General features: G+C 42.1%; 24 protein-coding genes. 12 read left to right on the plus strand and 12 right to left on the minus strand.

What is annotated here, in order from left to right; translation table 11 throughout:
- Positions 1-9: 9 nt before the first annotated feature.
- Positions 10-459 carry a COG2426 family protein gene (locus ACO6S0_RS16670; RefSeq protein WP_422349440.1) on the minus strand — a complete coding sequence of 150 codons (450 nt, stop codon included), beginning with the start codon at positions 457-459 and terminating at the stop codon, positions 10-12.
- Between the two features lie 128 nt (positions 460-587).
- On the opposite strand from ACO6S0_RS16670, the gene ACO6S0_RS16675 reads away from it, so the two are divergent.
- Positions 588-1166: a TetR/AcrR family transcriptional regulator gene (locus tag ACO6S0_RS16675; RefSeq protein ID WP_422349441.1), complete on the plus strand. Its 579-nt coding sequence runs from the start codon at positions 588-590 to the stop codon at positions 1164-1166.
- Positions 1167-1214: 48 nt separating this feature from the next.
- Here the strand turns inward: ACO6S0_RS16675 and ACO6S0_RS16680 are convergent, their stop codons facing one another.
- The 3 genes from ACO6S0_RS16680 to ACO6S0_RS16690 form a co-directional block, all read right to left on the minus strand.
- On the minus strand, positions 1215-1607 hold the full coding sequence (locus tag ACO6S0_RS16680; protein ID WP_422349442.1) for a plastocyanin/azurin family copper-binding protein: 393 nt from the start codon (positions 1605-1607) through the stop codon (positions 1215-1217).
- A 27-nt stretch (positions 1608-1634) separates the two neighbouring features.
- A complete protein-coding gene (locus tag ACO6S0_RS16685; protein WP_422349443.1) occupies positions 1635-2180 on the minus strand; it encodes a carboxymuconolactone decarboxylase family protein in 546 nt (181 codons plus the stop codon).
- Positions 2181-2460: 280 nt separating this feature from the next.
- Complete coding sequence (locus tag ACO6S0_RS16690; protein WP_422349444.1) at positions 2461-3309, minus strand: helix-turn-helix domain-containing protein; 849 nt, start codon at positions 3307-3309, stop codon at positions 2461-2463.
- Positions 3310-3483: 174 nt separating this feature from the next.
- On the opposite strand from ACO6S0_RS16690, the gene ACO6S0_RS16695 reads away from it, so the two are divergent.
- Positions 3484-4002 carry a PAS domain-containing protein gene (locus ACO6S0_RS16695; RefSeq protein WP_422349445.1) on the plus strand — a complete coding sequence of 173 codons (519 nt, stop codon included), beginning with the start codon at positions 3484-3486 and terminating at the stop codon, positions 4000-4002.
- Here ACO6S0_RS16695 and pyk read toward each other — a convergent pair.
- The 5 genes from pyk to ACO6S0_RS16720 form a co-directional block, all read right to left on the minus strand.
- Complete coding sequence (gene pyk / locus ACO6S0_RS16700; RefSeq protein WP_422349446.1) at positions 3999-5441, minus strand: pyruvate kinase; 1443 nt, start codon at positions 5439-5441, stop codon at positions 3999-4001. The two genes, ACO6S0_RS16695 and pyk, sit on opposite strands and share 4 nt — an antisense overlap.
- Before the next feature lie 2 nt (positions 5442-5443).
- Positions 5444-5908, minus strand: coding sequence for an IPExxxVDY family protein (locus ACO6S0_RS16705; RefSeq protein ID WP_422349447.1), 465 nt, complete (start codon positions 5906-5908; stop codon positions 5444-5446).
- Between the two features lie 111 nt (positions 5909-6019).
- A complete protein-coding gene (gene rnc / locus ACO6S0_RS16710; protein WP_422349448.1) occupies positions 6020-6757 on the minus strand; it encodes a ribonuclease III in 738 nt (245 codons plus the stop codon).
- 12 nt (positions 6758-6769) lie between these two features.
- On the minus strand, positions 6770-8020 hold the full coding sequence (gene fabF / locus ACO6S0_RS16715) for a beta-ketoacyl-ACP synthase II (RefSeq protein WP_420401267.1): 1251 nt from the start codon (positions 8018-8020) through the stop codon (positions 6770-6772).
- A 100-nt stretch (positions 8021-8120) separates the two neighbouring features.
- Positions 8121-8354: an acyl carrier protein gene (locus tag ACO6S0_RS16720; protein WP_009778413.1), complete on the minus strand. Its 234-nt coding sequence runs from the start codon at positions 8352-8354 to the stop codon at positions 8121-8123.
- A gap of 130 nt (positions 8355-8484) precedes the next feature.
- Here ACO6S0_RS16720 and purN point away from each other — a divergent pair, with 130 nt between their 5' ends.
- The 4 genes from purN (at position 8485) to ACO6S0_RS16740 (ending at position 12682) form a co-directional block, all read left to right on the plus strand.
- Positions 8485-9090 (plus strand): phosphoribosylglycinamide formyltransferase, encoded by a 606-nt coding sequence (gene purN / locus ACO6S0_RS16725; RefSeq protein WP_422349449.1) that lies wholly within the window; start codon positions 8485-8487, stop codon positions 9088-9090.
- The gene (locus tag ACO6S0_RS16730) at positions 9080-9715 is read left to right on the plus strand and encodes a viroplasmin family protein (protein ID WP_422349450.1); all 636 of its coding nucleotides are present in this window, start codon (positions 9080-9082) and stop codon (positions 9713-9715) included. Before purN ends, ACO6S0_RS16730 begins: the two co-directional genes overlap by 11 nt.
- A gap of 96 nt (positions 9716-9811) precedes the next feature.
- The gene (locus ACO6S0_RS16735; protein ID WP_422349451.1) at positions 9812-10738 is read left to right on the plus strand and encodes a PfkB family carbohydrate kinase; all 927 of its coding nucleotides are present in this window, start codon (positions 9812-9814) and stop codon (positions 10736-10738) included.
- A gap of 45 nt (positions 10739-10783) precedes the next feature.
- The gene (locus tag ACO6S0_RS16740) at positions 10784-12682 is read left to right on the plus strand and encodes an amidophosphoribosyltransferase (protein ID WP_422349452.1); all 1899 of its coding nucleotides are present in this window, start codon (positions 10784-10786) and stop codon (positions 12680-12682) included.
- A 903-nt stretch (positions 12683-13585) separates the two neighbouring features.
- Here ACO6S0_RS16740 and ACO6S0_RS16745 read toward each other — a convergent pair.
- Positions 13586-13927, minus strand: a complete 342-nt coding sequence (locus tag ACO6S0_RS16745; protein ID WP_422349453.1) for an IPT/TIG domain-containing protein — start codon at positions 13925-13927, stop codon at positions 13586-13588.
- 405 nt (positions 13928-14332) lie between these two features.
- On the minus strand, positions 14333-14941 hold the full coding sequence (locus ACO6S0_RS16750) for a superoxide dismutase (RefSeq protein WP_422349454.1): 609 nt from the start codon (positions 14939-14941) through the stop codon (positions 14333-14335).
- Positions 14942-15053: 112 nt separating this feature from the next.
- Here ACO6S0_RS16750 and ACO6S0_RS16755 point away from each other — a divergent pair, with 112 nt between their 5' ends.
- The 4 genes from ACO6S0_RS16755 (at position 15054) to ACO6S0_RS16770 (ending at position 23648) form a co-directional block, all read left to right on the plus strand.
- Positions 15054-18176 (plus strand): UvrD-helicase domain-containing protein, encoded by a 3123-nt coding sequence (locus ACO6S0_RS16755; protein WP_422349455.1) that lies wholly within the window; start codon positions 15054-15056, stop codon positions 18174-18176.
- Between the two features lie 10 nt (positions 18177-18186).
- Positions 18187-19389, plus strand: coding sequence for a glycine C-acetyltransferase (kbl, locus tag ACO6S0_RS16760; RefSeq protein WP_422349456.1), 1203 nt, complete (start codon positions 18187-18189; stop codon positions 19387-19389).
- Between the two features lie 104 nt (positions 19390-19493).
- Positions 19494-20852: an OmpA family protein gene (locus ACO6S0_RS16765; RefSeq protein WP_422349457.1), complete on the plus strand. Its 1359-nt coding sequence runs from the start codon at positions 19494-19496 to the stop codon at positions 20850-20852.
- 69 nt (positions 20853-20921) lie between these two features.
- The gene (locus ACO6S0_RS16770) at positions 20922-23648 is read left to right on the plus strand and encodes a PD-(D/E)XK nuclease family protein (protein ID WP_422349458.1); all 2727 of its coding nucleotides are present in this window, start codon (positions 20922-20924) and stop codon (positions 23646-23648) included.
- Here the strand turns inward: ACO6S0_RS16770 and ACO6S0_RS16775 are convergent, their stop codons facing one another.
- A complete protein-coding gene (locus tag ACO6S0_RS16775; RefSeq protein WP_422349459.1) occupies positions 23649-24359 on the minus strand; it encodes an SDR family oxidoreductase in 711 nt (236 codons plus the stop codon). It lies immediately after the preceding gene.
- 172 nt (positions 24360-24531) lie between these two features.
- Between ACO6S0_RS16775 and ACO6S0_RS16780 the strand changes: the two genes are divergently transcribed.
- Together ACO6S0_RS16780 and ACO6S0_RS16785 are read left to right on the plus strand one after the other, a co-directional pair.
- Positions 24532-26352, plus strand: a complete 1821-nt coding sequence (locus ACO6S0_RS16780) for a sensor histidine kinase (protein WP_422349460.1) — start codon at positions 24532-24534, stop codon at positions 26350-26352.
- Positions 26349-26753 carry a response regulator gene (locus ACO6S0_RS16785; RefSeq protein ID WP_422349461.1) on the plus strand — a complete coding sequence of 135 codons (405 nt, stop codon included), beginning with the start codon at positions 26349-26351 and terminating at the stop codon, positions 26751-26753. The genes ACO6S0_RS16780 and ACO6S0_RS16785 overlap by 4 nt, the downstream gene beginning before the upstream one ends.
- Positions 26754-26755: the final 2 nt, after the last annotated feature.

Raw genomic sequence — 26755 nt, forward strand, 5'->3', positions numbered from 1 at the left:
GTATAGCACTTATATCTTGTTCATGGAGACAGCCACGGTCCAAACAAAAACTGAAGAGATAAAAATGCCCAAGGTGTTGGCCCAAAATGCCTTCTTTTTTTCAATTCCGAACAAATAAGAGGCTATGCTACCAGCGTAAACCCCTGTTCCTGGCAAAGGAATCATCACAAAAAACATTAAACCAAAAAATCCAAATTTCTCAATTTTCTTGCCTGATCCTGTTTTAGCACGCTTGGCTATGTAAAGGGCTGATTTTTTATAAAAACGCCATCTTATCAAGTAACGGTTGATGTGTTCCAGAAAAAACATCATTAACGGAAAAACCACAACATTGGCCAAAAAACAAACAACAAAGACCAAGTAACTATTGAGGCCCTTCATAATACCATAAGGTATGCCCACCTTGGCTTCACCAAAAGGAGATAAACTCCAAAGTACGGAGGTCAATAAGTCTAACATGGCAATTTTTTAATTTGCAAAACTAAGTGAAAATCAAGTTCCTTCTAGTTAAAAAAACATTAACCCCTGACTTTTGAAACTTTACATTGCCCATTCTGGACAGACCAGTCTTTTTTTATCTTTGATCCATGAAAAAAACAAAACTCAGAGAAAGGATAATCAACACTGCCGGAAAGCTTTTTTATTCCCAGGGTTACAACTCTACCGGAATCAATGAGATCATTGCCAAAACCGGGATAGCAAAGGCCACTTTGTACAGTCACTTTAAATCCAAGGAAGAAATTTGTATTGCCCATTTGACACAAAGGCATGAAGGGTTTCTCACTTCCTTGAAAAGTTATGTCTCCAGGCGAAAAAATGGCAAAAATCAGCTTTTGGCCATTTTTGATCTTTTGCAGGATATGTACAGAGAAGAAGGTTTTTATGGGTGCTGGGATCTTAAAACATTGGGAGAACTTTCCCCAAAGCAAAAAAAGATCATTACAGTCATCCAAAAACACAAAAAGGAGCTTTTGCTTTATTTAGGGGAAGTTGTTGGAGAAAACATCATCAATGTCTCCAAAGCGGAAATCGAGAAAATATCAGGAGGCATTTATCTTTTGTATGAAAGTGCCATCACGGAAAGTTACCTGTTCAAAAATGATTGGCCCATTTATATGGCAAAAAACATGACCCCCTCCCTTTTTGCCAATTCTGAGGTAAAATAAAAGCCCCTTCTTTTCAGAAGAGGCTTCTACAACCATACATCAATCCATCTACTTCACCGTCAAAATATTGTCTGTTGATGTTGGATTCAAAGGGCAGAAATATACATATTCGCCTTTTGATAGTTTAGTGGGCTTGGAGGTCTGGGAAGCTCCAGTTGCAACCGGTTTGGTTACATAGGCCGTTTGAATATGGTTCTCTGGCTTGCTTAAATCCTGTCCTTTTTTCACCAAAACAAACCCTACATCATGTCCAACACCGTTGTTGGCAATGTCAAAAACATAGGTTCCTTCAGAAACTGTGAGGTTCTTCTGGGTAAATTCACCAGGAGTCTGTTCCAATTTGATGGTTTGGACATCCTTGCCTTTTTTCATGCTTTCTTGTGCCTGTACAGAAAATACCGTTACCAAGGCCATCACTAAAATTGAAATTGTCTTTTTCATAATTACTTGTTGTTTTCTTGTATTTAATTAAACTGTTGCTTCCAAGGGTTGCGCCACTGGAAAATCCACAGGGATTTGTGTTGTGTTGTTTATATAATTGGAGATGGTTTTGTCACCAACCAAAACAATGGTGTCAATCAAGTTTTCTTTGGTCCATCCGGCATCGAAGAAATTTTCAAGAACTGCAGCATCGGTTACACCCCTGTTTTCGGTGATGTTTTTGGCCAGTCTGGCCAAAGCGTCCAATTTGTTGTCAAAAGAGGCCCTTCCAGTTCTCAATTCCAAAATTTGCTCGTCTGTATATCCATTCATTTTACCAATGGCGGTATGGGCAGACAAACAGTATTCACATCCATTTACCTCACTAACCGCAAGGTTCACTGCTTCTTTCTCTTTTGCTTTAAGCGATGTTTTGGCGTTGGCAAAAGTCAGGTAATTCCCTAGGGCATTTTCTGAATATGCATAGGTGGCATAAAGGTTGGGTACAAAACCAACTGCTTTTTCCAAGTTGTCAAAAATGGCCTGATTGGCACTACTTACTTCTTCTCTTTTTGGTACATTAAAATTGCTCATGATTATAAATTCTATTAATTGTTATATGGGTTAAAAATTCTTTACAAACGGTTTTTCTGCATCACAATAAAAATCGTGATGGTATTTCTGCTCGCAATGCGCGGGAGAAATAATCGACTTTGTTTCTGGTCTTCGTGCAGACCGGAAAATCTCAATGAGATTAAAAACAGATTTTTCCAGTGATTTCATCTTTACCTTTCTTTTAATTACTGAGCAAAGATGTGACGAAAAAGAAGGGAGGTGTTAGGAGGGATTTCCCGACCGCTTGCCAAAATTTCCCTTAGGGGGCTATGAGCAGGTTTTCTCTATATTCCGAGGGGCTCATATCCGTCATTTTTTTGAAGAAACGGCTAAAGTGGGCTGGGTCGTTGAACCCTAAATCGTAGGCAATTTCCTGATTTTGTTTTTCGGTAAAATGGATCAGGCGCTTGGCCTCCAACATAAGTCTATCCAATATAATCTGTTGGGGTGTTTTCTGATTGTAAATGGAAAAGAGGTTGGAAAGGGTCTTGGGTGACTTAAAAAGCATATCTGCATAGTCGCTTACCTTTCTTTTGGTTTTGTAATGGATGTCCACCAGATAGTTGAATTTGCGGATGGTATCAATTTGCGCATTGTCCAAACTCTTCACGATCAGCTGCTCCTTGGCCAATCGGGTGCTCATAATGATCAATCTCTTCAGCAGCATTTGCAACATATCCCCTTGAATATTGTCCGGAGTGGAAAACTCTTCCACAAAGACCTCATACCATAAATTGAATTTCCGCTGTTGATCGGCAGGGATAGAAATGATGGGCAGATCTTGGGTGCCAAAAAACAAGATGCCATTACAGGACACCTCGGCATCATGATCGGAGATACAATAGAATTCCCTATTGAACAATACCGAGGACAAGGGTAATTTGGTCTTGGCAAAAGACACTTGTTGTAGATAGGTAACGGTTACAATCTGATTGGGTTCCAGCATTAAATCAAATCCATCTACCTCAAGACTTATAGGTTCAAGGTTCCGGTTCCATAAAAACTTAATGGTATTGGCCGTTGATGAAAAGTAGTCTTTGTCTTTTCTAATGTCATCGGTAAGACCTAATATGGCTCCCAATTTTGAATCTGAATATTCGTATTTCATGATATGCAAGCTTGCCCTATTCCAAGCCTTGAAGATGGTTTTTCTGGACTTTAGTCCTTAAATACTGTTGATACTTACAGCCCTATTTCCAACTATAACACGTAAATTCTTAAACAAGAGTGTTAATGTTATCCGTAGATTTTCTGGTCCATATTCCTTTTTATAGTATTGGGCATGGAAAAGATGCGATTTTACGACGAAGCTGCACATACTTTTTACAATAAATTGGATGTGCATGGCTACCCTCTCCACTCCATGGATTTGTTTGCTCAATCTTTTGATCGACTTTCTGGTAACCTTGCCGATGTCAAAAGCTTGGAAAGCATGGCATTGTCCGAAAAATGGCATAAAATGGCCAATTTTGGCACTGAGATTCTTAAAAAAGATCGGGTAGTTGTCGTTACGGATACCCAATTGAACATTGTTTATGCCACACAGAATATGGTTGAAATGAATGGCTACCAACCGCATGAGGTTTTAGGTAAACAACCTAGAATGTTCCAAGGGGAGGCCACCTGTAGGGAAACCACAAGTCAAGTTTCCCAAGCCATTAAGGACCAACGACCCTTTGAAGTGGTTTTGACCAATTACAGGAAAGATGGCACCACTTACGAATGCCATATCAAAAGCAGCCCTGTATTTGACAAGGCTGGTAAATTGGTCAATTTTATTGCTTTTGAAAAAGTAGCCTAGAAACTACAGCTTTCTATTTCTGTTACCCTAAGGGTATTCACCATTCCCTTATCCTTGATGGGCATGGCTGCCAAGCTTATAAGCATGTCCCCAACATCCAAATAGCCTTTTTTGCAGGCAATTTGGTTTACATCCTCTATGGTCTCATCCGTGGAAACGTACTTATCGTACATGAACGCTTTTACACCCCATAACAAATTCAGTTGGGTCAGGATTCTTTTGTTGGAGGTAAACACCAAAATGTGGGCACTGGGTCTCCAAGCGGAAATCTGGAAAGCCGTATAACCACTATTAGTCAAGGTTGAAATGGCCTTGGCCTCTATTTCGTTGGCCATAATGGCGGCATGATAACAAACGGACTTGGTAATATATCTTTTTGTACGAATATGGGGTGGCGTCTGTGGAACACTGATCAGATTGGAACCTTCCACGCTCATCAAAATGCTGGACATTTTTTCGATAACCTGAACTGGATAATTTCCAACGGAGGTTTCTCCAGACAACATCACGGCATCCGCCCCATCCATAACAGAGTTGGCCACGTCATTGACCTCCGCACGGGTTGGGGTAAGACTGGTGATCATGGTTTCCATCATCTGTGTTGCAATGATCACGGGAATCCTCGCTTTTTTAGCCCGCAATACCAACTGTTTTTGAATGAGTGGTACTTCATGTGCAGGTATTTCCACTCCCAAATCTCCACGTGCAACCATGAGACCATCACAATAGGCCACAATCTTATCTATATTGTCAACCGCCTCCGGTTTTTCGATTTTGGCAATGATTGGAATCTTGTGCTCGGAATGTTTGTTGATCAAATTTTGAAGATCCATAAGGTCCTGGCTATGCCGAACAAAGGACAGCGCAATCCAATCCACTTCTTGGGAAATGGCAAATTCGGCATCTTTAATGTCCTTTTCCGTCAAGGCAGGTAGTGAGATATCTGTGTTGGGGAGATTAACTCCTTTTTTCGATTTCAAAGGCCCTCCTTGTACCACAACAGCCTTCACCTCATCCTTCCCATTGGTTGACTTCACTTCGAAAATCAACTTTCCATCATCCAACAAAATGCGCTCTCCCGGTTTCACATCCTGGGGAAAGCTGGCATAGTTCATATAAACCCTTTTGGCACTTCCTTCAAAGGGTTCCCCTGTAGCAAAGGTAATCTCATCCCCTGGTGCCACAACAGCTTCACCTCCCATTACCCCGACTCTCAATTTTGGTCCTTGCAAATCGGCAAGAATTGCGGTGTTGGTATCCAGTTCGTCATTCAATTCCCTAATGAGCCTAATACGCTCGGCTACATCATCATGTGAGGCATGGGAAAAATTTATTCTGAAAACATCCACCCCAGCTTCCATCATTTGCTGAAGAACTTCCTTCTTGCTAGTGGCAGGTCCAAGGGTGGCTACTATTTTTGTTTTTTTAACGGTTGGCATTGTTAAAAGATTAGGTTTCTTTTTGATTTTAAAGTTTGTGTTTCAAGCGGATATGCAGTAACCACTTTTGGAATGGTGTTAATAGCCTTTATTTTGTGAACCAGGGTAGGCCCATCCACGCCATCAACCTTCAAAAAGTAATCTACTTCCTTGCGTTCTTTGATCAAATAGTCCGCTCTGGAAGACGTTCTATCCTGAAAAAGTCCAATAGACGGAATGGTCTCTTCAACAGCACATTTGTTGGACATGAGGGTCCAAAAAGTGTCACTCAATTCATCGTCCCAATCAAAGACCGAAAAAGTGAGATCCTGATCAAATTGCAGGTCGTTTTTCCTTCTACTTAATTGAAGTCCACAGGCTAAATTAACGGCATAGCCCATCGCAAAATCTTCCAGCCCACTATGAATTGCAATAAGCTGAAAGTTGTCGTCATAAAAATCATCAGATATCTTATGGGTCGTCAACATCTCTTTTACACGAACCCCAAATATACTTCTATTCCCTTTGACAGCCTAGCTTAATGGGGACAATACCCTTTTTAACACAACGAAAACGTTTGAGTTTACGGTAATTTAAAGTCAACTATTTTCTATTCTGCTCTGGAGGGCAAAATAGGCTCTTTTGGAGGCTTTTTCCTCAGCCTTCTTTTTGGATGTGGCCCGGGCTTTGGCCATAACTCTTTCGTTGATGGTCAATTTAACCGCAAAATGTTTTAGCTCATCGTTGCCGGTGTCTTCGTAAACATCGTAGTGAAAAGTCTTTTTCTGCTTTTGGCACCATTCTATGAGCAAGCTTTTGTAACTGATTACCTTTCCTTCCAATTGTTCAATGTCCACATATGGCATAATAACTCTGGAATTGATGAATTTTTCGCAGTAGGTATAGCCCCTATCCAGATAAATGGCTCCTACAAGGGCCTCAAAAACATTGCCGTGAATGTTTTCCCCAAAGTGGGATTTGGGAATTCTGCTCTCTACATATTTAAGCAGTTTTAAATCTTTTCCAAGCTCGTTGAGGTGTTTTCTACTGACTATTTTGGAGCGCATTTTGGTTAAGTATCCCTCATCTCCTCCAGGCACCTTATTATATAGGTGTTTGGAAATAATTGTTCCCAGCATGGCATCTCCAAGAAATTCCAATCGCTCATAGTTCATGGGGTTACCGTCTTTATCCCTTTTATTTACGGAGCGATGTAGAAATGCCTTCTTATAGATTTTTATGTTCTTGGGTTTAAATCCCAGAATTGACTTAATACCTAAAAAAAAATCCCCATCCGATTTCGGATGGGAATTGAATATTTTGGAGGGAAATTTCATTACACTACAAAACTACCCTATTTTTTTGAACAGAACACAAGCGTTGTGTCCGCCAAACCCAAAGGTATTGCTCATGGCCACATTTACCTCCCTTTCCTGTGCCTTGTTAAGGGTCAGGTTCAATGAAGGATCAATGTTCTCATCCACTACACTATGGTTGATCGTAGGAGGAACCATACTGTGTTCCATGGCCAGGATGGAAGCAATGGCTTCTATGGCTCCAGCCGCACCCAATAAGTGCCCTGTCATGGATTTTGTGGAATTGATATTAATGTTGGGAGCATGTTTCCCAAACACTTTGGAGATGGCTTTCAATTCGGCCACATCTCCCAAAGGCGTAGATGTTCCGTGTGTGTTGATAGCATCTACATCTTCAGGGTTTAGTCCAGCATTCTGAAGGCAATTCTCCATAACCTTAACCACTCCAATTCCCTCTGGATGAGGGGCTGTCATGTGGTGGGCATCACTGGAAAGTCCGCCACCCAAAACCTCTGCGTAGATCTTGGCCCCTCTTGCCTTGGCATGTTCATACTCTTCCAAAATCAGGGCTCCTGCTCCTTCTCCCAAAACAAAACCATCCCTAGTGGCATCAAAAGGTCTTGAAGCCGACTCTGGACTATCGTTTCGTGTGGATAGGGCATGCATGGCATTGAACCCTCCCATACCAGCAATGGTAACCGCCGCTTCACTACCTCCTGTTACAATAACATCACAATGTCCCAATCTAATATAATTGAGCGCATCTATCATGGCATTGGCAGAAGAGGCACAGGCAGATACCGTAGTATAGTTAGGCCCCATAAAACCATGCTTGATGGAAATATTTCCAGGGGCAATATCGGCAATCATTTTTGGGATGAAGAAAGGATTGAACCTTGGAGTTCCATCTCCGCCGGCATAACCGATTACCTCGTTTTGAAAAGTTTCCAGTCCGCCTATTCCAGCACCCCAAACTACACCTACCCTAAATTTGTCAACCGTATCTAAATTGATACCGGAGTCTGCAATGGCTTCATCGGAAGAAACCAATGCATATTGGGCAAACCTATCTAGTTTTCTGGCTTCCTTTCTATCGAAATAATCTTCAGGTTTATAGCCTTTAAGTTCGCAGGCAAACTTGGTTTTGAACTTTTCCGTATCAAAATACGTGATGGGAGCGCAACCGCTTTTCCCTGTTTTTAGTCCTTCCCAATAAGCCTCCAAATTGTTACCTATAGGTGTTAACGCACCCATTCCAGTAACCACAACTCGCTTTAACTGCATTGAACTATTATTTACCCTTATGAACCTAAATTAAAAAAAAATTATCCATGTGATCCTCACCACATGGATAATTTAAAATCTTTAGTAAAATATCATAAAATTACTTGGCTTCTTCTATATAGCTAATGGCTTGACCAACAGTTGCAATGTTTTCTGCCTGATCATCAGGGATTTGAATGTCAAATTCTTTTTCAAACTCCATGATAAGTTCAACAGTGTCCAAGGAATCCGCACCCAAGTCGTTGGTAAAGCTAGCCTCAGCTACTACTTCATTTTCATCAACACCTAGTTTATCAACGATGATAGCCTTTACTCTTGATGCAATGTCTGACATAATTATATCGGTTTTAAAAATTTAATCGGGGCAAAAATATAAAACTTTGGATTAAATACACCATTTGTCGATAAAATGTGCCTCAAATTAAACATATTACATACACGTGCAGTAATTTAGCCTTTTAAACATGTATAGCGATTTGCAGGAGAAACCCAACGTAAAACAGATAGTTATTCTGGCATCCGGCAGCGGTTCCAATGCCGAAAAAATCATTACCCATTTTAGGGAACAACAAACGGCCAAAGTCTCAGCGGTTTTTACCAATAAAAGCACTGCCCAAGTACTGGATCGGTGCAAAAGACTGAAGGTTCCCGCCTACTCCTTTAATCGGGAATCGTTTGTGGGAACGGACCAGCTTTTGGGGATGATCCAAAGTCTTGAGCCAGACCTAATCGTTCTTGCCGGATTCCTTTGGAAGATTCCTGAAAGTTTCATCCAGGCATTTCCAAACCAAATCATCAACATACATCCTGCACTATTACCCAAATATGGTGGAAAAGGCATGTATGGCTCCAAGGTCCATGAGGCAGTAAAAGAAAATGGGGAAACGGAAACAGGTATCACCATTCACTATGTGAACGAGCATTATGATGAGGGCGCTGTTATTTTTCAAGCCAAAACGAAATTGACACCTGAGGATACCCCAGACACCATAGCCCAGAAGGTGCACGAACTGGAATACGAGCACTTTCCCAAAGTGATTGAAAAACTATTGACCCAACATGGCGAATAAGAAAAAATTCTATGTGGTCTGGAAGGGGAAACGCCCCGGAATATTTGAGAGTTGGGACGACTGCAAGGCTCAGATAACGGGTTTTAAAGGTGCACAATACAAGTCCTTTTCTACTTTTGAAGAGGCCAAAAAAGCATACAACGGCAATTATTTGGAGTACAAAGGAACTTCCAAAGGCAAAAAGGAACTAACCCAAGAAGAGTTGCTGCGAATTGGAGACCCCAACTACAATTCCATTTCAGTGGACGCTGCATCCAGTGGCAATCCAGGTAAAATGGAATATCAAGGGGTGGACACCAAAACCAAAAAAGTGTTGTTCAAGCAGGGACCATTTGAGCAGGGAACCAATAATATAGGCGAGTTTTTGGCCTTGGTGCATGGCCTGGCTTTTTTAAAGGAACGAAAAAGTGAGCGTGTGATCTATTCCGATTCCCGGATAGCCATTGGCTGGGTACGGAAGAAAAAATGCGGCACCAAACTGAAAAAAAACACCAAAAATGCCCAGCTCTTTGAACTGATAGAGCGAGCAGAAAGTTGGTTGAAAAAAAATAGGTACAACACCCCCATTGTAAAATGGGAAACCAAAGCCTGGGGTGAAATTCCTGCAGATTTTGGAAGAAAGTAGGGTCATATTCAACGGATTTCCCGCCATTTTCTTAATTAAATGTCAAGTGGTGGAAAATGGAATATCTAAACGTATATTTGCAGCAAATTTTAGCGCATGGGCAAATTGCTTATTGTAGGCAGTGTGGCTTTTGATGATATTGAAACGCCATTTGGGAAGAGTGATAAAATTCTTGGTGGCGCGGGCACCTTTATAGGTTTGGCAGCTTCACAATTTAAGGTAGAGTCAGCCGTAGTTTCTGTGGTTGGAGAAGATTTTCCTCAGGAATATCTGGATATTTTCACAGCACATAATATTGACATTTCTGGAATTGAGGTGGTAAAAGGAGGTAAGACTTTCTACTGGAAAGGCAAATACCACAATGATCTAAATTCTAGGGACACCTTGGTCACGGAGTTGAACACCATGGCCGATTTTAACCCCATTGTTCCAGACAACTTCAAGGATGCCGATGTGGTCATGTTGGGTAATCTTCATCCAAACATCCAATTGGGTGTAATTGCACAGATGAAAGAACGACCAAAACTTATTATAGCGGATACCATGAACTTCTGGATGGACAATACTTGGGATGAGTTGATGGAGGTCATTGCAAAGATTGATGTGATTACCATCAATGATGAAGAGGCAAGACAGATGACCAACGAATATTCCTTGGTAAAGGCTGCGGCCAAAATTCAAGAAATGGGTCCTAAATACGTAGTGATCAAAAAAGGGGAGCACGGTGCACTTTTGTTTCATAAAGAACATGTTTTCTTTGCACCCGCCCTGCCTCTGGAAGAGGTTTTTGACCCCACTGGAGCTGGAGATACCTTTGCTGGTGGATTTGCCGGTTATTTGGCCGAGTCCAAAAATATCTCGTTTGAAAGTTTGAAGAATGCCATTATCCATGGATCTAACCTGGCCTCGTTCTGTGTGGAGCGATTTGGTACGGAACGAATGCTGGAACTGGAGAAGCAGCAGGTGGAACGCCGCCTTATGCAATTTAAAGAATTGACGCAATTCAATATTGAGTTAACATAAATAACTGCCCTGACACGTTTCGGGGCTTTTTTATTTTGGTTTGTTATGAGTGATGCTATTAAGCACGAGTGCGGATTGTCCATGATCCGATTGCTTAAACCACTGGAGTACTACAAGGAAAAATACGGTACTGCATTTTATGGGGTCAACAAGATGTACCTCATGATGGAAAAACAGCACAACAGAGGTCAGGACGGAGCCGGTTTTGCCAGTATTAAATTGGACATGAAGCCCGGGGAGCGTTATATGAGCCGGGTACGTTCCGCCCAGCAGCAGCCCATCCAAGACATCTTTGCCCAAATCAATGACCGAATCAATACGGCTCTGGAACAAAATCCAGGTTTGGAAAATGATGTGGAGCTGCAGAAAAGAAACATTCCTTATATAGGGGAGTTGTTGATGGGCCATGTTCGGTATGGCACTTTTGGGAAGAATAGCATAGAAAGCGTTCATCCTTTTTTAAGGCAGAACAATTGGATGCATCGGAACCTCATAGTTGCGGGTAACTTTAATATGACCAATGTAAACGAGTTGTTCGAGAATCTCGTAACCTTGGGTCAGCATCCAAAGGAAATGGCAGATACGGTAACCGTGATGGAAAAGATTGGACATTTTCTGGATGATGCCGTGGCCAAATTGTACAAACAAATCAAGAAAGAAGGATATAACAAAAGGGAAGCTTCGCCCCTAATCGCGGAACGCCTGAATGTTGCCAAAATATTGAGAAAAGCCTCCAAAAATTGGGATGGGGGCTATACCATGGGTGGTCTATTGGGACATGGTGATGGATTTGTGGTTCGTGATCCCGCGGGAATCAGACCGGCCTATTATTACCAAGATGATGAGGTTGTGGTAGTGGCTTCCGAACGCCCTGCCATACAAACCGTTTTTAATGTACCCTATGATTCAGTTAGAGAACTGAATCCAGGACATGCCTTGATCATTAAGAAAAGAGGTGATGTTCATTTGGAGCAAATCCAAGAACCTACAGAAAGAAAGGCATGTTCCTTTGAACGTATTTATTTCTCCAGAGGGAGCGACAAGGAAATCTATCAGGAAAGAAAGATGCTGGGGAAATTGGTATTCCCACAAATTCTTCAGTCCATTGATAATGATTTGGCCAACACCGTCTTTTCCTATATCCCCAATACAGCGGAAACTTCCTTTTTTGGAATGGTCAAAGAAGCGCAGAACTACCTTAACAAACTCAAGGAGGAGCAAATCCTTGCTCTTGGGCCGAACATTTCCGGAGAAGAACTGCACAGCATATTGGACGTACGCCCTCGGATAGAAAAAGTGGCTATCAAAGATGCCAAACTGCGGACCTTTATTACGCAAGACAGTAGCAGGGATGATCTTGTAGCCCACGTTTATGACATTTCCTACGGATCTGTAAAAAAAGGGGACAACCTTGTGATCATTGACGACAGTATTGTTCGGGGAACGACCTTAAAGAAAAGTATCCTTAAAATCCTGGATCGCTTATCCCCTAAAAAGATTGTGGTGGTTTCTTCGGCTCCGCAAATCCGTTATCCAGATTGTTATGGAATAGACATGGCCAAGCTGGAAGATTTTGTAGCCTTTAAAGCGGCCCAAGCGCTACATGAAGATCATGGGACCACCGACAAGATCCGAGAAATCTATGAAAAGTGCCTTACGCAAACCGAATCCAAGGATAAAGAGGTGGTCAATTATGTAAAGGAATTCTACGCTCCGTTTACAGCAGACCAAATTTCAAAGAAAATTGCTGAAATCCTAAGTCCAAAAGGGATCAATGCAGAAGTCGATATAATTTATCAAAGTATTGAAGGGTTGCACCAAGCCTGTCCCAAAAATTTGGGAGATTGGTACTTTACAGGTAACTATCCTACACCGGGAGGGAACCGTGTTGTAAACAGAGCATTCATCAATTTTTACGAGGGAAAAAACCAGAGAGCGTACTAGTTTTCCCATTATCGGGACTCCCTGTGCATTTCATCGATGAAACGTGCAGATGAACGGATTTTTGCCCACTGGGCAACCTACAAACCTACTTTAGTATTGCCATAGCATAAGTAGGTTAAGTTCATGGTAAGATTTGGGGCAAAAAAGGTGGAAGCTATTCCACCTTTTTTATTTTCCATCCTGCTTTCCCCAACAAATTTCGTAGTCCTTTTCAACCACAATTGTATTTCACCCAGACAACTGGGCTTTCATCTAAAAGCTTGCTCCCAAAGCGGTGCTCTGTATTACATTTGGAGGACCATAGCATAAGTAGGTTAAGTTCATGGTAAGATTTGGGGAAAGCGACCGGGGAATACTCCGGTCGCTTTATTTTTAGGGGTTGCCCTAATTCCCCGTAGTCCTTTTCCTGAATTCCCGTGCGTTCAAACCCCTTCCCGATCCGTTCACCCAATTAACAGGAGTTTCATCTAAAAGCTTGTTCCCAAAACAACCCCTTGCCTTACTTTTGGAGCTACCATAGCATAAGTAGGTTAAGTTCATGGTAAGATTTGGGGAAAGAAGGCGGACATTGTCCGCCTTCTTTATGTTTGAATCCCAATGATTTACCAAAATTGTTGCTTAAATCTTCCCTTCCTTTTTTGGCTCCAATTCAAAAAATTCTGCAAAAACTTTTGTTATTTCTCACAATACCAGTAATTTAGTTTCGCCATAGCATAAGTAGGTTAAGTTTATGGTAAGATTTGGGACGAAAAGGGTGAGGGCTTCCTCGCCCTTTTCTATTTGGGGTGTTTGGGCACCAAAAAAGGAGACGCTTACGCGGCCCCCAATTGAAAAAAATCCAATTACCCCAAAAAATATTTTTCGAATACATCATTGCTTTGCTCAACTAGGCCAATTGACCTCTTAAGGTTTCACAACAAAGTCAGTATCACTTAGTGCGGTCTTACTCCCCACCTTTACAGTTACAGGGCCGCTCTTTGCACCATTCGGAACAGTTACCACCAATCTTGTTGTGCTTGCAGTTATGATAGAGGCTATATGGCCATTAAATTTCACCGTATTTTCTTCCATCAAATCCCCAAAATCCTTTCCTTCAATAACCACAATTTCGCCTATTGCGCCGCTCATCGGTTCCACACTTTCAATTTGGGTCTGCTTCCCTTTGGGACCATTAAGGCTATCGTCATTGCCACAAGAGAAAACAAACATTGCAAATAACAGGTTCAAAATCTTTCTGCTCCTCATCCCTGCGGTTTAGACCATAAAAGAAGTGCAATGCGCTTGGCCAAGAAGCTCCCAATTGACGAATGCCCCTTTTCACTTGACGGATGGGGGTTTTGGGTTAATACACACCCCTGTCCCTCTCTAAAGTGGAATTGGTTTCTGTCGCTTTTGGTATGTGCTCCCTTCTTGAGAAGGGAAGATTTCAGCAGGCTGAAATCAGGGATGTGTTTGTAAGCTCTCCACGAAAAATCCAAACCATTGGGATTCCTCCGCCTTCAGCGTTCGGAATGACAAGGAGGTCCTTAAAAAAATAAAAAAAGGCCGCTAATGCGGCCCCTTTAAAAAGTACTTTCATCCAGTCTCCACTTCTCGATACATCCCGAAGTAAATTCGGGACACTCGAAGTGACGCTTGAATTTCTAGTTCTTATTTATTGGAAGCATATCCTTCCGCCACCTTATCCCAATTGATCACATTAAAGAATGCGGCAACATAGTCGGGTCTGCGGTTTTGGTAGTTTAGGTAATAGGCATGCTCCCAAACATCCAAGCCCAAAATGGGGTGTCCCGCACAACCTGTATCTGGCATCAACGGATTATCCTGGTTGGGCGTGGAGCAGATTTCCAACTTCCCTCCTTTATGCACGCAAAGCCACGCCCATCCAGAACCAAATCGCGTTCCGGCAGCGGCACTGAACTGCTCTTTAAAAGCATCAAATGAGCCAAATGCCACATCAATGGCAGCGGCCAAATCCCCGCTTGGGGCACCTCCACCATCTGGCGACATTACCTCCCAGAAAAGGCAGTGGTTGTAAAATCCTCCGCCATTGTTTCTAACCGCACCATTGGACATATCCAAATTGGAAAGGATGTCGTCTATGGACTGTCCCTCCAAGTCCGTTCCGGCAATGGCACCGTTCAATTTTGTAGTATAGCCGTTGTGGTGCTTGGTATGGTGTATCTCCATGGTCCTGGCATCTATATGTGGCTCCAAGGCATCGTATGCATAGGGTAATTTTGGTAATTCAAAAGCCATAATTGTACTGTTTTTAAGTTATTATTGATTCCTGTAAAAATACGGCTTTATGGGATATATTTCATGCTCTCGGAGATTAACTTAAGGCGGGTAATCCGTAATTTGCAGGAAAATGTTTTTGGAGCCTCCCCATTTTAAAATATACAGCGCATCAGCCGGATCTGGAAAGACCTATTCCCTGACCAAGGAGTATCTCTTGCTATTGCTAAAGGATGGTTCCCCGTCCAAATTCAGGCAGCTATTGGCCATCACCTTTACCAACAAAGCGGTGGGGGAAATGAAGTCGCGAATTTTGGAAAGCCTGTATAGTTTTGGGTTGGACATGCCCCCTGAAAAGCGAGCTTCGCTTTTTAATGAAATTCGAGAGGAACTTTCGTTGAATCCTCAACAATTACAGCAACGTTCCCAAACGGTCCTACAACGGATTTTGCACAACTACTCCTTTTTTGAGATTTCCACCATAGACAAGTTCAACCACAAAATCATTAAAACCTTTGCCCGCGACCTACAGCTTTCGCAGAACTTTGAAGTGGAGCTGGACACCGATCTATTGTTGCACGAGGCCGTAGGCCGATTATTGGAAAGAGCGGGCAGCGATGAGGCCTTGACCCAAACCCTCATTGCATTTTCCCTGGAAAAAATTGATGAGGATAAAAGTTGGGACGTTTCTTATGATCTGATGGAAATTGGCAAGCTGCTTTTTCAAGAGGACCATGCCGATCATATTACATCCTTGGAAACCAAGACCCTTCAGGATTTTAAGGCAGTCCAACAAAAGATTTCCTCACAAATTGCTGCTTTGGAATCCCACGCAACCCAACAAGCCGCATTGGTATTACAGGAAATTGAACAGCAAGGTTTTGCTCCTGAAGATTTCCCCAGGCAAACGCTCCCCAACCACTTCAAGAAAATCCGCGGGAAGGAATTCAACATCAAAGTACTTTACGCCAACAAGCTGGAAGAGTCCCTTGAAGCTGGCAGACTGCTAAAAGCTTCGGACAAGCGGGATAGTTCCCAATTGGCCACTTTTGTTCTTGATCTTTATCGGACCATCAAGAAAACACTTTACCAACGCCATTATCTGCGTAACATTTATGGCAACATTGTTCCCCTGACCTTGCTGAGCGAAATCGCCAAGGAAATCAAGAACATTGAACTAGATCGTGAGGTCATTCCCATTTCTGCCTTAAACTCGCTGTTATCCAAAGAAGTCAGGAACCAACCCGTCCCCTTTATCTATGAGCGGATGGGTGAAAAGTACAGGCACTACTTTTTGGATGAGTTTCAAGATACTTCCAAAGTGCAGTGGGAAAACCTGGTTCCCTTAATTGGAAATGCCCTGGAAAGTGTGAACGAGAAAAACGAAGAGGGTACCCTTTTTTTGGTAGGGGATGTTAAGCAGGCCATTTACAGATGGCGAGGGGGAAAGGCGGAGCAGTTCCTAAACCTGATCAGTGGCAAATCCAGACCTTTTTCCATTAGTCCAACCACATTTGCTTTGGATACCAATTGGAGAAGCTACAGTGAAATAGTCCAATTCAACAACCAATTCTTTAGCACCGTTGCTCCTATATTAAGGAATACGGAATATCGCAATCTTTTTCTGGAAGGATGCCATCAGAAAACCAACGATAGGCAAGGGGGCTATATTGAATTTTCTTTTGTGGACAGTGAGGTTGATGATAAGGCGGAAGAACATTGTCAGCAGGTGCTCAATACCATTGAAACCCTACAAAATAAAGACTATGTGTATTCCGACATCTGCATATTGGTGCGGAAAAACGACCATGGCATGCTCTTGGCCAACTTTCTGTCAGAAAATCAAATTCCTGTTGTTTCCTCAGAATCGCTTTTGTTGAAAAACAATTCCACCGTGGACTTTCTGATTTCTCTGTTGAAAGTCATGGAGAATCCAGCCGATCAGGAGTCCACCTATGCCCTTTTGTATTATCTGTCCAAAACCTCTTCTGACCCCCATCATTTTATTTCCAGTCATCTGGACAAGGTAGCAGGATTACTGTTGAACGCTTATGGTTTTTCCATAACCGAGCTCCAAACCCAGCCCGTAATCACCATTTTGGAAAAGGCGATTCGATCTTTTGAACTTGCAAATGAATCCCAAGCCTACCTAGTTTTTCTGCTGGACGAAGTGCTGGTGGTTGAAAAGAGGGAAGGCCCGGGCATACATGCCTTTCTCAAGTATTGGGAACAGAAAAAGAACAAGCTTTCCATTGCAGCACCTGAACATATTGATGCCGTCAAAATCATGACCATCCATAAATCCAAAGGACTTGAATTTCCAATGGTGATTTTTCCTTTTGCGAATGCGCTGATCCATGACCCCAGAAAGCAAAAGAAATCTTGGGTGGGTGCTACCCCAAAGGAAAAAGAACTTGGACTGGATGAATTTCTGATCAACACAAAAAAGGAAATGCTCCAGTACAACGAAATCACTTCCAAGAACTATTTAGAGGAAATGGAAAAAACCGAACTGGATGCCCTTAATGTGCTCTACGTAGCCTTGACGAGGGCTGAAAAAGGACTTTTTGTTTTCTCTGAAACTGATAAAGCCGTTAACAGCTTGGAACAATGCAACTCTTATTCCAACTTGTTCCACTATTTTCTGAATCAACAAGGATCGGAGGAGAGCTCAGCGGGAAAGTTCATTTTTGGGGAATTGACCCAAAGGGATGAAGAACAGGAACCGACCATGCCAAGCAGCAGTATTCCATTTGTAGCAAAGGATGAAAGGGATACAGGTTTTGCCATTTCTACCAGATCTGTTCATTTATGGGATGATGAACGTAGGGAAGCCATAGAACTTGGCAATTTGGTACACCATGCCTTAAGCAAAATAAAGACGGTGGATGATATTCCTTCGGTTTTGGATGACCTTCAGGAATCAGGGCAGCTTACGGCGGCCGATTCAGCATACGTCCAAGAAAAAATTATGGGAGTTGTTGAACACCCCCAACTCAGGGGCTACTTTTCCTTGGAATACCAGATTTTAAATGAGCAAGAAATTTTACTGGGCAATGGTAAAACGCTAAGGCCCGATCGCATCGCCATAAAAGATGGAAAGGCAACGGTTATTGATTATAAAACAGGTAAACCCGCCCCTTCGCACAACGAACAAATCATGGAATATGCCGATGCTTTAAAAGCCATGGATTTTACGCTTGGACATCTTATTATTGTATATATTGATCACGAAATAAAACCCCTTTTCCTTTAAACAAAAAACTATGTACGGAACTATAAAACAACATTTGACCCAAGAACTGGACAACATTAGGGAAGCGGGCCTTTTTAAGAAGGAACGCATTATCACTTCCCCACAAGATGCTGTCATCAAAATATCCACTGGAGAGGAGGTAATCAACTTTTGCGCCAACAATTATTTGGGGCTTTCCTCCCATCCAGAGGTAATCCAAGCGGCCAAGGATACCTTGGACACCCATGGTTTTGGGATGTCATCGGTCCGCTTTATTTGTGGCACCCAGGATATCCATAAAAGCTTGGAGCAAAAGATTGCTGATTTTTACGGCACCGAGGATACCATATTATATGCTGCTGCCTTTGATGCCAATGGCGGGGTGTTTGAACCCTTGTTGACTGCGGAAGATGCCATTATCTCAGATTCCCTTAACCATGCCTCTATTATAGATGGGGTTCGATTGTGCAAGGCCAAACGCTATAGATATGCCAACAACGACATGGCCGATCTTGAGACCCAACTTAAGCAGAGCCATGAAGACGGTTCCCGCTTCCGAATAATAGTTACGGATGGCGTATTCTCCATGGACGGATTATTGGCTCCATTGGACCAAATATGCGACTTGGCGGACAAATATGATGCCCTGGTGATGATTGATGAATGCCACTCCGCCGGATTTATTGGCGAAACCGGCAGGGGCACCTTGGAAGAAAAAGGCGTAATGGACCGGATAGATATTATTACCGGAACGCTTGGCAAAGCCCTTGGGGGTGCCATGGGTGGTTATACCACGGGTAAAAAGGAAATCATAGAAATGCTCCGCCAGCGTTCTCGCCCTTATCTTTTCTCCAATTCCCTTGCTCCTGCCATAGTGGGCGCATCCATTAAGGTGTTTGAGATGCTGGATAAGGATACAAGCTTGCGGGATAAGCTTCAAAAGAACACGGAATATTTCAAAAAAGGAATGAAAGAGGCCGGATTCGATATCATAGATGGGGATTCCGCCATTGTTCCAGTAATGCTTTATGATGCCAAGTTATCCCAAGAAATGGCAGATATGCTCTTGGAAAAGGGTATTTATGTAATTGGGTTCTTTTACCCAGTGGTTCCCAAGGGAAAGGCAAGGATAAGGGTCCAGTTGTCGGCAGCCCATGAGAAGCATCATTTAGACAAAGCCATAGCAGCGTTCACCGAAGTTGGAAAAGCCTTAAAAATCGTTGAAGTGCATTAAAACTTCTATGTAATGCACCAAAAAAAAAGAAAATTTGATTTTGTTAATAAGTCTTAACAACTTACATTTGCTGCTGATAAACACTTAAACTTAAAATTTTGAGCATGAAACATCTTAGCAAATTATTGGTTGTTGCCCTAGTCTTTTTGGGCTTTAACAACGTACAAGCGCAAGACGAGAATAATCCATGGCAGATCAGTTTTGGGGTAAACGCCATTGACACTTACCCGACCAACGACGAGGACAACCCGTTCTCAAGTACTACTTTGTTCGATGAGTATTTCAATGTATCTGATCACTGGAATATTTTGCCTTCCGTTTCTTATGTGGCTGTTTCTAAATATATAGGGGATGGTTTCTCTATTGGAGCAAGAGGTTCTTTGAACAGACTTGAAAAAAACGGTGACCAATCCATAGACGATCTTTCACACTATGCTGTAGATGGTACCATCAAATACAACTTCCTAAAAAACACAACTATCGATCCTTTTGCTGAAATCGGTGGTGGTTATACTTGGATTGATGAAATTGGTGCTGGTACGGTTAATGGTGGTATCGGTGTTAACGTATGGTTCTCCGAGAACGTTGGTCTTACCCTACAAACCCAATACAAGCACGCTTTCGAAGATTTCTTGGTAAGACATTTCCAGCACATGGCTGGTATCAGCATTAAATTTGGTGGAACCGATACTGACGGTGACGGAATCTACGACAAAGACGATGCTTGTCCAGAGGTTGCCGGTTTGGAAGCTTTCAACGGTTGTCCAGATGCTGATGGCGATGGAATCGAAGATAGCAAGGATAGCTGTCCTAACGAAGCTGGTTCCAAAGAAATGAACGGTTGCCCTGATACTGATGGTGACGGAATCGCTGACAAAGACGATGCTTGTCCTAACGAAGCTGGTCTTGCTGCATTGGCAGGTTGTCCTGATGCTGACGGTGACGGTGTAAGAGATGGAGACGATCAGTGTGTTAACGAAGCTGGTCCTGCTGAGAACAACGGATGCCCTTGGCCAGACAGAGATGGTGACAGCGTTCTTGACAAAGACGATCAGTGTCCTGATGTAGCCGGTACTGTTGCCAACAACGGATGCCCAGAAGTAACCGAGGAAGTTCAAAAGCAATTGAACGATTACGCTAGAACTATCTTGTTCGATACTGGTAAATCTTCCATCAAAGCTGAGTCTACTTCAGTAATGGTTGACATCATCCAAATTTTGAACGAGTATCCTAACGCTAAGTTTACTGTTGAAGGTCACACTGACAGCGTAGGTAGTGCTAAATTGAACCAGTCTCTATCTGAGAAGAGAGCTAACTCTGTACGTGATTTCTTGATTGACAAAGGAATTAACGCTGGTAGATTGACTGCCATCGGATACGGTGAAGACAAGCCAATCGCTACCAACAACACAAGAGCTGGTAGAACTCAGAACAGACGAGTTGAAATCAACTTGATCAAATAATAAAAGGAACTTAGATTTCCTTGAAAAAAGGCTCCCGACAATGTCGGGAGCCTTTTTTATTTTTAATGCATGCAACAAAGCTTCCTCGAATACGTACTACATGATCTTCAGCAAAAGGGTGTGTCCATTCCCGAATGCACCTATGTACTTCCAAGTAAGCGATCAGGGACTTTCCTTAAAAAACATATGGCGCAAATCATTGGGAAGAACATTTTTAGCCCAACTGTGCTCTCCATTGAAGATTTTGTGACCCAAATCTCGGGGCTGTCCCAAGCTTCCAACGTAGATCTTATCCTGGAACTTTATTCGGTTTATAAAAAGACCGAAATAAAAGAACATGACGATTTTGACACTTTTCTGAAATGGGGACAGACCCTACTACAAGATTTTAATGAAATAGACCGGTACCTTATTCCACCAAATGATATTCTCAATTATCTATCGGCCATTAAGGAACTTAATCACTGGTCCATGCAAAAGGACAAATCTGATTTGGTCAAGAACTATCTCGCACTTTGGAACAATCTGAGCACGATCTATGGGACCTTTACCAAAACTCTCATAAATCAACAAAAGGGCTATCAGGGTCTTTTGTACCGATGGGCCGCAAAGCATATGGATACTGGCGATTCCATCTTTCAGGAAGCGCCAATTGTATTTATTGGGTTCAACGCTCTCAATACAGCCGAAGCCTTAATCATTCAGCACTATTTGGATAGTCCCTCCAATCACATTTATTGGGACATAGACGCTTATTTTCTGGACAGCTCTATGCACGATGCCGGATTATTTATTAGGAACTACAAGCAAACTTGGCCCTATTATCAACGAAATGATCTGGAAGGCATCCATCATAATTTTTTGTCGCCGAAGAAAATCTCGATTACAGGCGTTCCAAAAAGTATCAGCCAAGCCCAATATGTAGGAAATCTTTTGGCGGAAATACAAGAAGCCACCCCAGATGGCATTCACGATACGGCCTTGGTTCTGGCAGACGAATCGTTACTCAATCCAATGCTCCTGGCCCTTCCTTCTTCCATTTCCAAGGTGAACATTACCATGGGCTTCCCATTGAATAAAACAGTTTTGTATTCCTTCTTTTTGTCCTTTTTGGACCTACAGTTGGCGCAATCCGAAAAGGGGTGGTTTTTTGAAGATGTCCTTACCTTTTTCTCCAATCCGTTTTGCCTTTTACTTTCTTCTTCTGAAAAGGTGGATGCCCTTTCGTCAATCGCCAACGATATTAAGCAGCACAACAGGCTTTACCTCAACCATCCATATCTTGAAAGATACTCGGCCCAATCAGAGCTCTTGGGTTTGCTGTTTCCCGCTAATCCTACGACTCCATTGGATTGGATAAAACGATGTCTCCAACTCATCCAAAAGTTAAAGACCATTGGCCAAGAACAAAACGACCTTATGGAACTGGAGTATCTATACCGATTCCATAAGTTGTTCAATCAGCTCAAACAGCACATTGAATCCGTTAACTTCATCAAACAGCTAAAATCCGTAAAAAGCTTTTTTAAGCAATTGGCAGCTTTGGAAACTACCGACTTTATAGGGGAACCACTTTCCGGTTTACAGATTATGGGAATGTTGGAAAGCAGGAATTTGGATTTTGAAACGGTCATCATCACCTCTGTCAACGAAGGGATTCTACCAGCAGGAAAGTCTGGCAACTCTTTCTTTCCCTTTGATGTTAAAAGGGAGTTTGGATTGCCCACCTTCAAGGAAAAAGATGCCATATATACCTACCACTTTTATCGACTGATACAACGGGCCAAAAACATATACCTTGTCTATAATACAGAGCCCGATGTACTGGAGGGTGGTGAAAAAAGCCGATTGATTTCCCAGCTTTTAACGGATAAGAATATTTCGCGCTATATAAGCCACTCCATTGCCTCGCCAGAATTGAAAATCGATGCTTCCCCCATCCCACAAATTGAAAAAAGCAACTTATTGGTGGAAGACATCCGAACCTTTGCCAGTAATGGATTTTCCCCAACGGCAATAACAAACTATATCAGAAATCCCATGGATTTCTACAAGAAGAACATTCTTAAAATCTATGATACCGAGGAGGTGGAACAATCCATTGCGGCCAACACCTTTGGCACCATAATTCACGATAGTTTGGAGGTGCTGTACAGTCCATTGATCAACAAGGTGCTTGAAAAAGCGGACATGGAATCACTCCAAGACCAAATTCCAAAAGTGGTGTCTTCCCAATTTGCAGCAACGCTTCCAGGGGTAGATATCAACAAGGGAAGATACCTTCTAGTTTACCATGTGGTTTTAAAGTACCTTCAGAATTTCGTGGATATGGAAATGGTACAGCTTCAAAAACATGAGGTTAAAATCTTGGCGTTGGAAGAAAAGTACGAGTCAACCTTGCACATCCCCGCTCTTGATTTTCCCGTCAAACTAAAAGGGACATTGGATAGGGTAGATCAAGTGGACGGCACCATTAGGATTGTGGATTACAAAACCGGAAGAGTTGAACCGTCCCATGTAAAAATCAAGGATTGGGACACCCTCATTTCCAATTATGACAAAAGCAAAGCTTTTCAACTGCTATGTTATGCCTATTTATACTTTAGCAAACACGGTACAGAAACTCTTATTGCCGGACTGTATTCCTTCAAAAATTTAAGACATGGGTTTCTCCAATTTTCTACCTCAGATACTTTAATCAATCCAGAGACCATGCGCACCTTCGAAAAGTACCTCCATCAGATTATTCTTGAAATCTGTGATCCAAAGGTGGCCTTTGCAGAAAAGGAATCCTGATTATTTTAGGTCGGGACGAGTTGGTCTTACCTCAATTTTACTAGGCAAGGTTCTCGGATGCATTTGAAGCAGGTCTACCACTAATTTTCCTATGTCCTCAGCCTGAATCTTCCAAGCGTCTTTCTCCGAAGGTTCATTTCCATTAAAATAGGTGGCCACCGAGCCAGGCATAATGGTGGTTACTTTGACATTATATTTTCTAAGATCCAACATGGCAGCCTGGGTAAAGCCCACTACACCAAATTTTGTGGCATTATAGCCAGCTCCTTGAGGGAAAAAGTTAGTACCTGCCAAACTGGCCAGGGTCATATAATAACCTTCAGACTTTTTTAGTGCCTCCACGGAAGCCTTTAACGAATAAAAAACACCATTGAGATTCGTGTTGATCATCTGCTCCCAAGCTTTTTCAGAAAGTTCATCCACAGGTGCAAAATGACCAACCCCGGCATTCGCCAAAGTCAAATCCAATCGGCCCCACCGTTCCAAAATCTGTTCTACCGCCTGCTTCTCATCCAGCAGCTTGGTCACATCAGATGTAACTCCCAAAACATTTTCACCATCTCCCAATACCTCAACGGCCATTTTAACCCCTTCTTGGCTTCTACCACTTATTGCTACCTTCATTCCCTCTTCCAAAAGGCATTTGGCAACGCCAAGTCCTATCCCCTTGGTTCCACCCGTAATGTAGGCCACTTTCCCTTTTAAATCCATAATCATTAGTTTCAACCTTAAAATTAGGACTTGTAATCAAGTTGGAAAAACAATGTTCTTATAAATCCATTCCGCCAAAAATTTAAAAAGGTGCGGATAGGTTTTTAGCAAAGCCCAAAACACAATATTCAGATTTTTCTTACGTTTGAATTTTAATGCTTTTTCCAAGCCAATGAAAATCTCTAAACAGCTTGTATCCACCATCCAAAATCTACCTTTCCCTATTGTCATGGTAGACCAATGCTTGACTATTCAAGATTGTTCCGATAGATTCTATGAATTTTTTGGAATGGATCGCCCCAAGGAAGGCTTTTTGGATTTGGAAACGGTAATTGGCGAACTTCCACAATCCCTACTTGAACTTAAAAAGACGAAGCGCTTTCAAAAAACTCAGGTTAATGAATTCATAACCCACATCACCAGAAAAAACGAATTGAAATGGTACAAGATGGTGTTAAATCCGTCTTCCAAATCTACCCATTACTACATATATTTTGATGATGTCACCAAAAAGAAGATTGCACTAGACCTGTCATTGCAAGCGGAAAAGACCGCAAGAATAGGAAGTTGGGAAGTGGATTTAATCAATAACCAAATATTTTGGTCCGAAATGACCAAGGAAATTCATGAAGTTTCCACGGATTTTGTTCCCGACTTGGAGACCGGCATCAATTTCTATAAAGAAGGGGAACACAGAGATAAAATAATCCAGGTTGTTTCCGAGTCGATTGAAAATGGAACACCTTATGACGTGGAACTGATTATAGTAACGGCCAAAGGAAATGAGAAATGGGTAAGGGCCATAGGCAAAACCGAGATGATCAATGGAAAAGCTGCACGCATGTTTGGTGTATTTATGGATATTGATAAATCCAAAAGAAGCAATGACAAAATCAAAGTGCTTACTGATCGCATGAGGGTAGCCGTTGAAAGTTCCAACATCGGTATTTGGGACTACGATATTGTAAACAATAGTTTGGTTTGGGACGATAATATGTATGACCTCTACCAAATAGATAGAAACGAATTCAGTGGAGAAGTTGCTGCCTGGGAACAGACCATTCATCCAGATGATAAGGAGAAAAGCCTAAAGGAGGTAGAGCTTGCCATAGCCGGTAAAAAGGAATTCAATACTGAATTTCGGATTATCACGGCTGATGGGGTGGTTAAACATATCCATGGTCGTGGTAAGGTTTTTAGGGATGAAAATGGAGCGGCCTTACGAATGATAGGTGCCAACACCGATGTTTCACAAATTAAAAAGGCGGACAATCGGCTTAGACAATTATTGAATACCACGGAAAAACAAAATAAAAGCTTGTTGAACTTTGCCCATATTGTGTCACACAACCTTAGGTCAAATTCCAGTAATCTTTCCATGCTTACCGGAATGTTGTTGGATGATATAGCACCTGCTAAACAACAACGTTTCCTGGAAATGATCCGAATATCCTCTGAGCGGCTGGATGAAACCGTAGTTCAGCTCAACGAGGTTATCAAAATTCAAGGAGATCATAACCAAAAATCCCAATGGGTTTCCATTAAAACAACCTTGGACAATGTGTTACAAAGTATAAATGCCCACATTGCCGAAATCCAACCCAGCATTGAAATAGCGATACCAAAAGACCTCAAGGTATATGGCATAAGCGCCTACATTACCAGTATCTTCTTAAACCTATTGACCAATAGCTTGAAATACCGGGATCCTAAAAAGAAACTGATCATAAAAATAAAAGCCAAGGCCAAGGCCGATCAGACCGTCATTTCTTTCCAAGATAATGGCAAGGGAATCAATTTGGAAAAACATGGATCAAACTTATTTGGTATGTACAAAACGTTTCATGGAAACAAGGATGCAAAGGGTATAGGGCTGTTCATTTCCAAAAATCAAATGGACGCAATGAATGCACAAATATCTGCACAGAGCAAGGAAGGTCATGGAGCCACCTTTACACTAACTTTTCCAAAAACCAAAAACAACAAGCAATGACAAAACCCAAAGTGTTTGTGGTAGATGACGACTTTGTATTTCGTGAAGTTGCGGAGGTATTAATCAAAAGCTCAGGATTAACTGAAGAAATTTCGCATTTTGAGAATGGGCTCCAAGTGTACCAGGAACTGGTACAATTAGCAGAAACGCCTTCAAATTTACCCGAGTTGGTTTTATTGGATATCAACATGCCGGTAATGAATGGCTGGGAATTATTGGAAGAATTGAAAGATGGTCCGTCTGCAATTAAAACGGGAGTCCAAATCCATATCCTAACATCTTCAATTGCCCCTGAGGACCTGAATCTTTCCAAACAGTACGACTTTATCAAGGGATACATAACCAAACCTTTGACCAAAGCAGATTTGGAAAAGCTTTCCGAAGAGTTGAACAACGGGTAATC

This window comes from Flagellimonas sp., from assembly GCF_965233845.1.
GTDB lineage: Bacteria > Bacteroidota > Bacteroidia > Flavobacteriales > Flavobacteriaceae > Flagellimonas.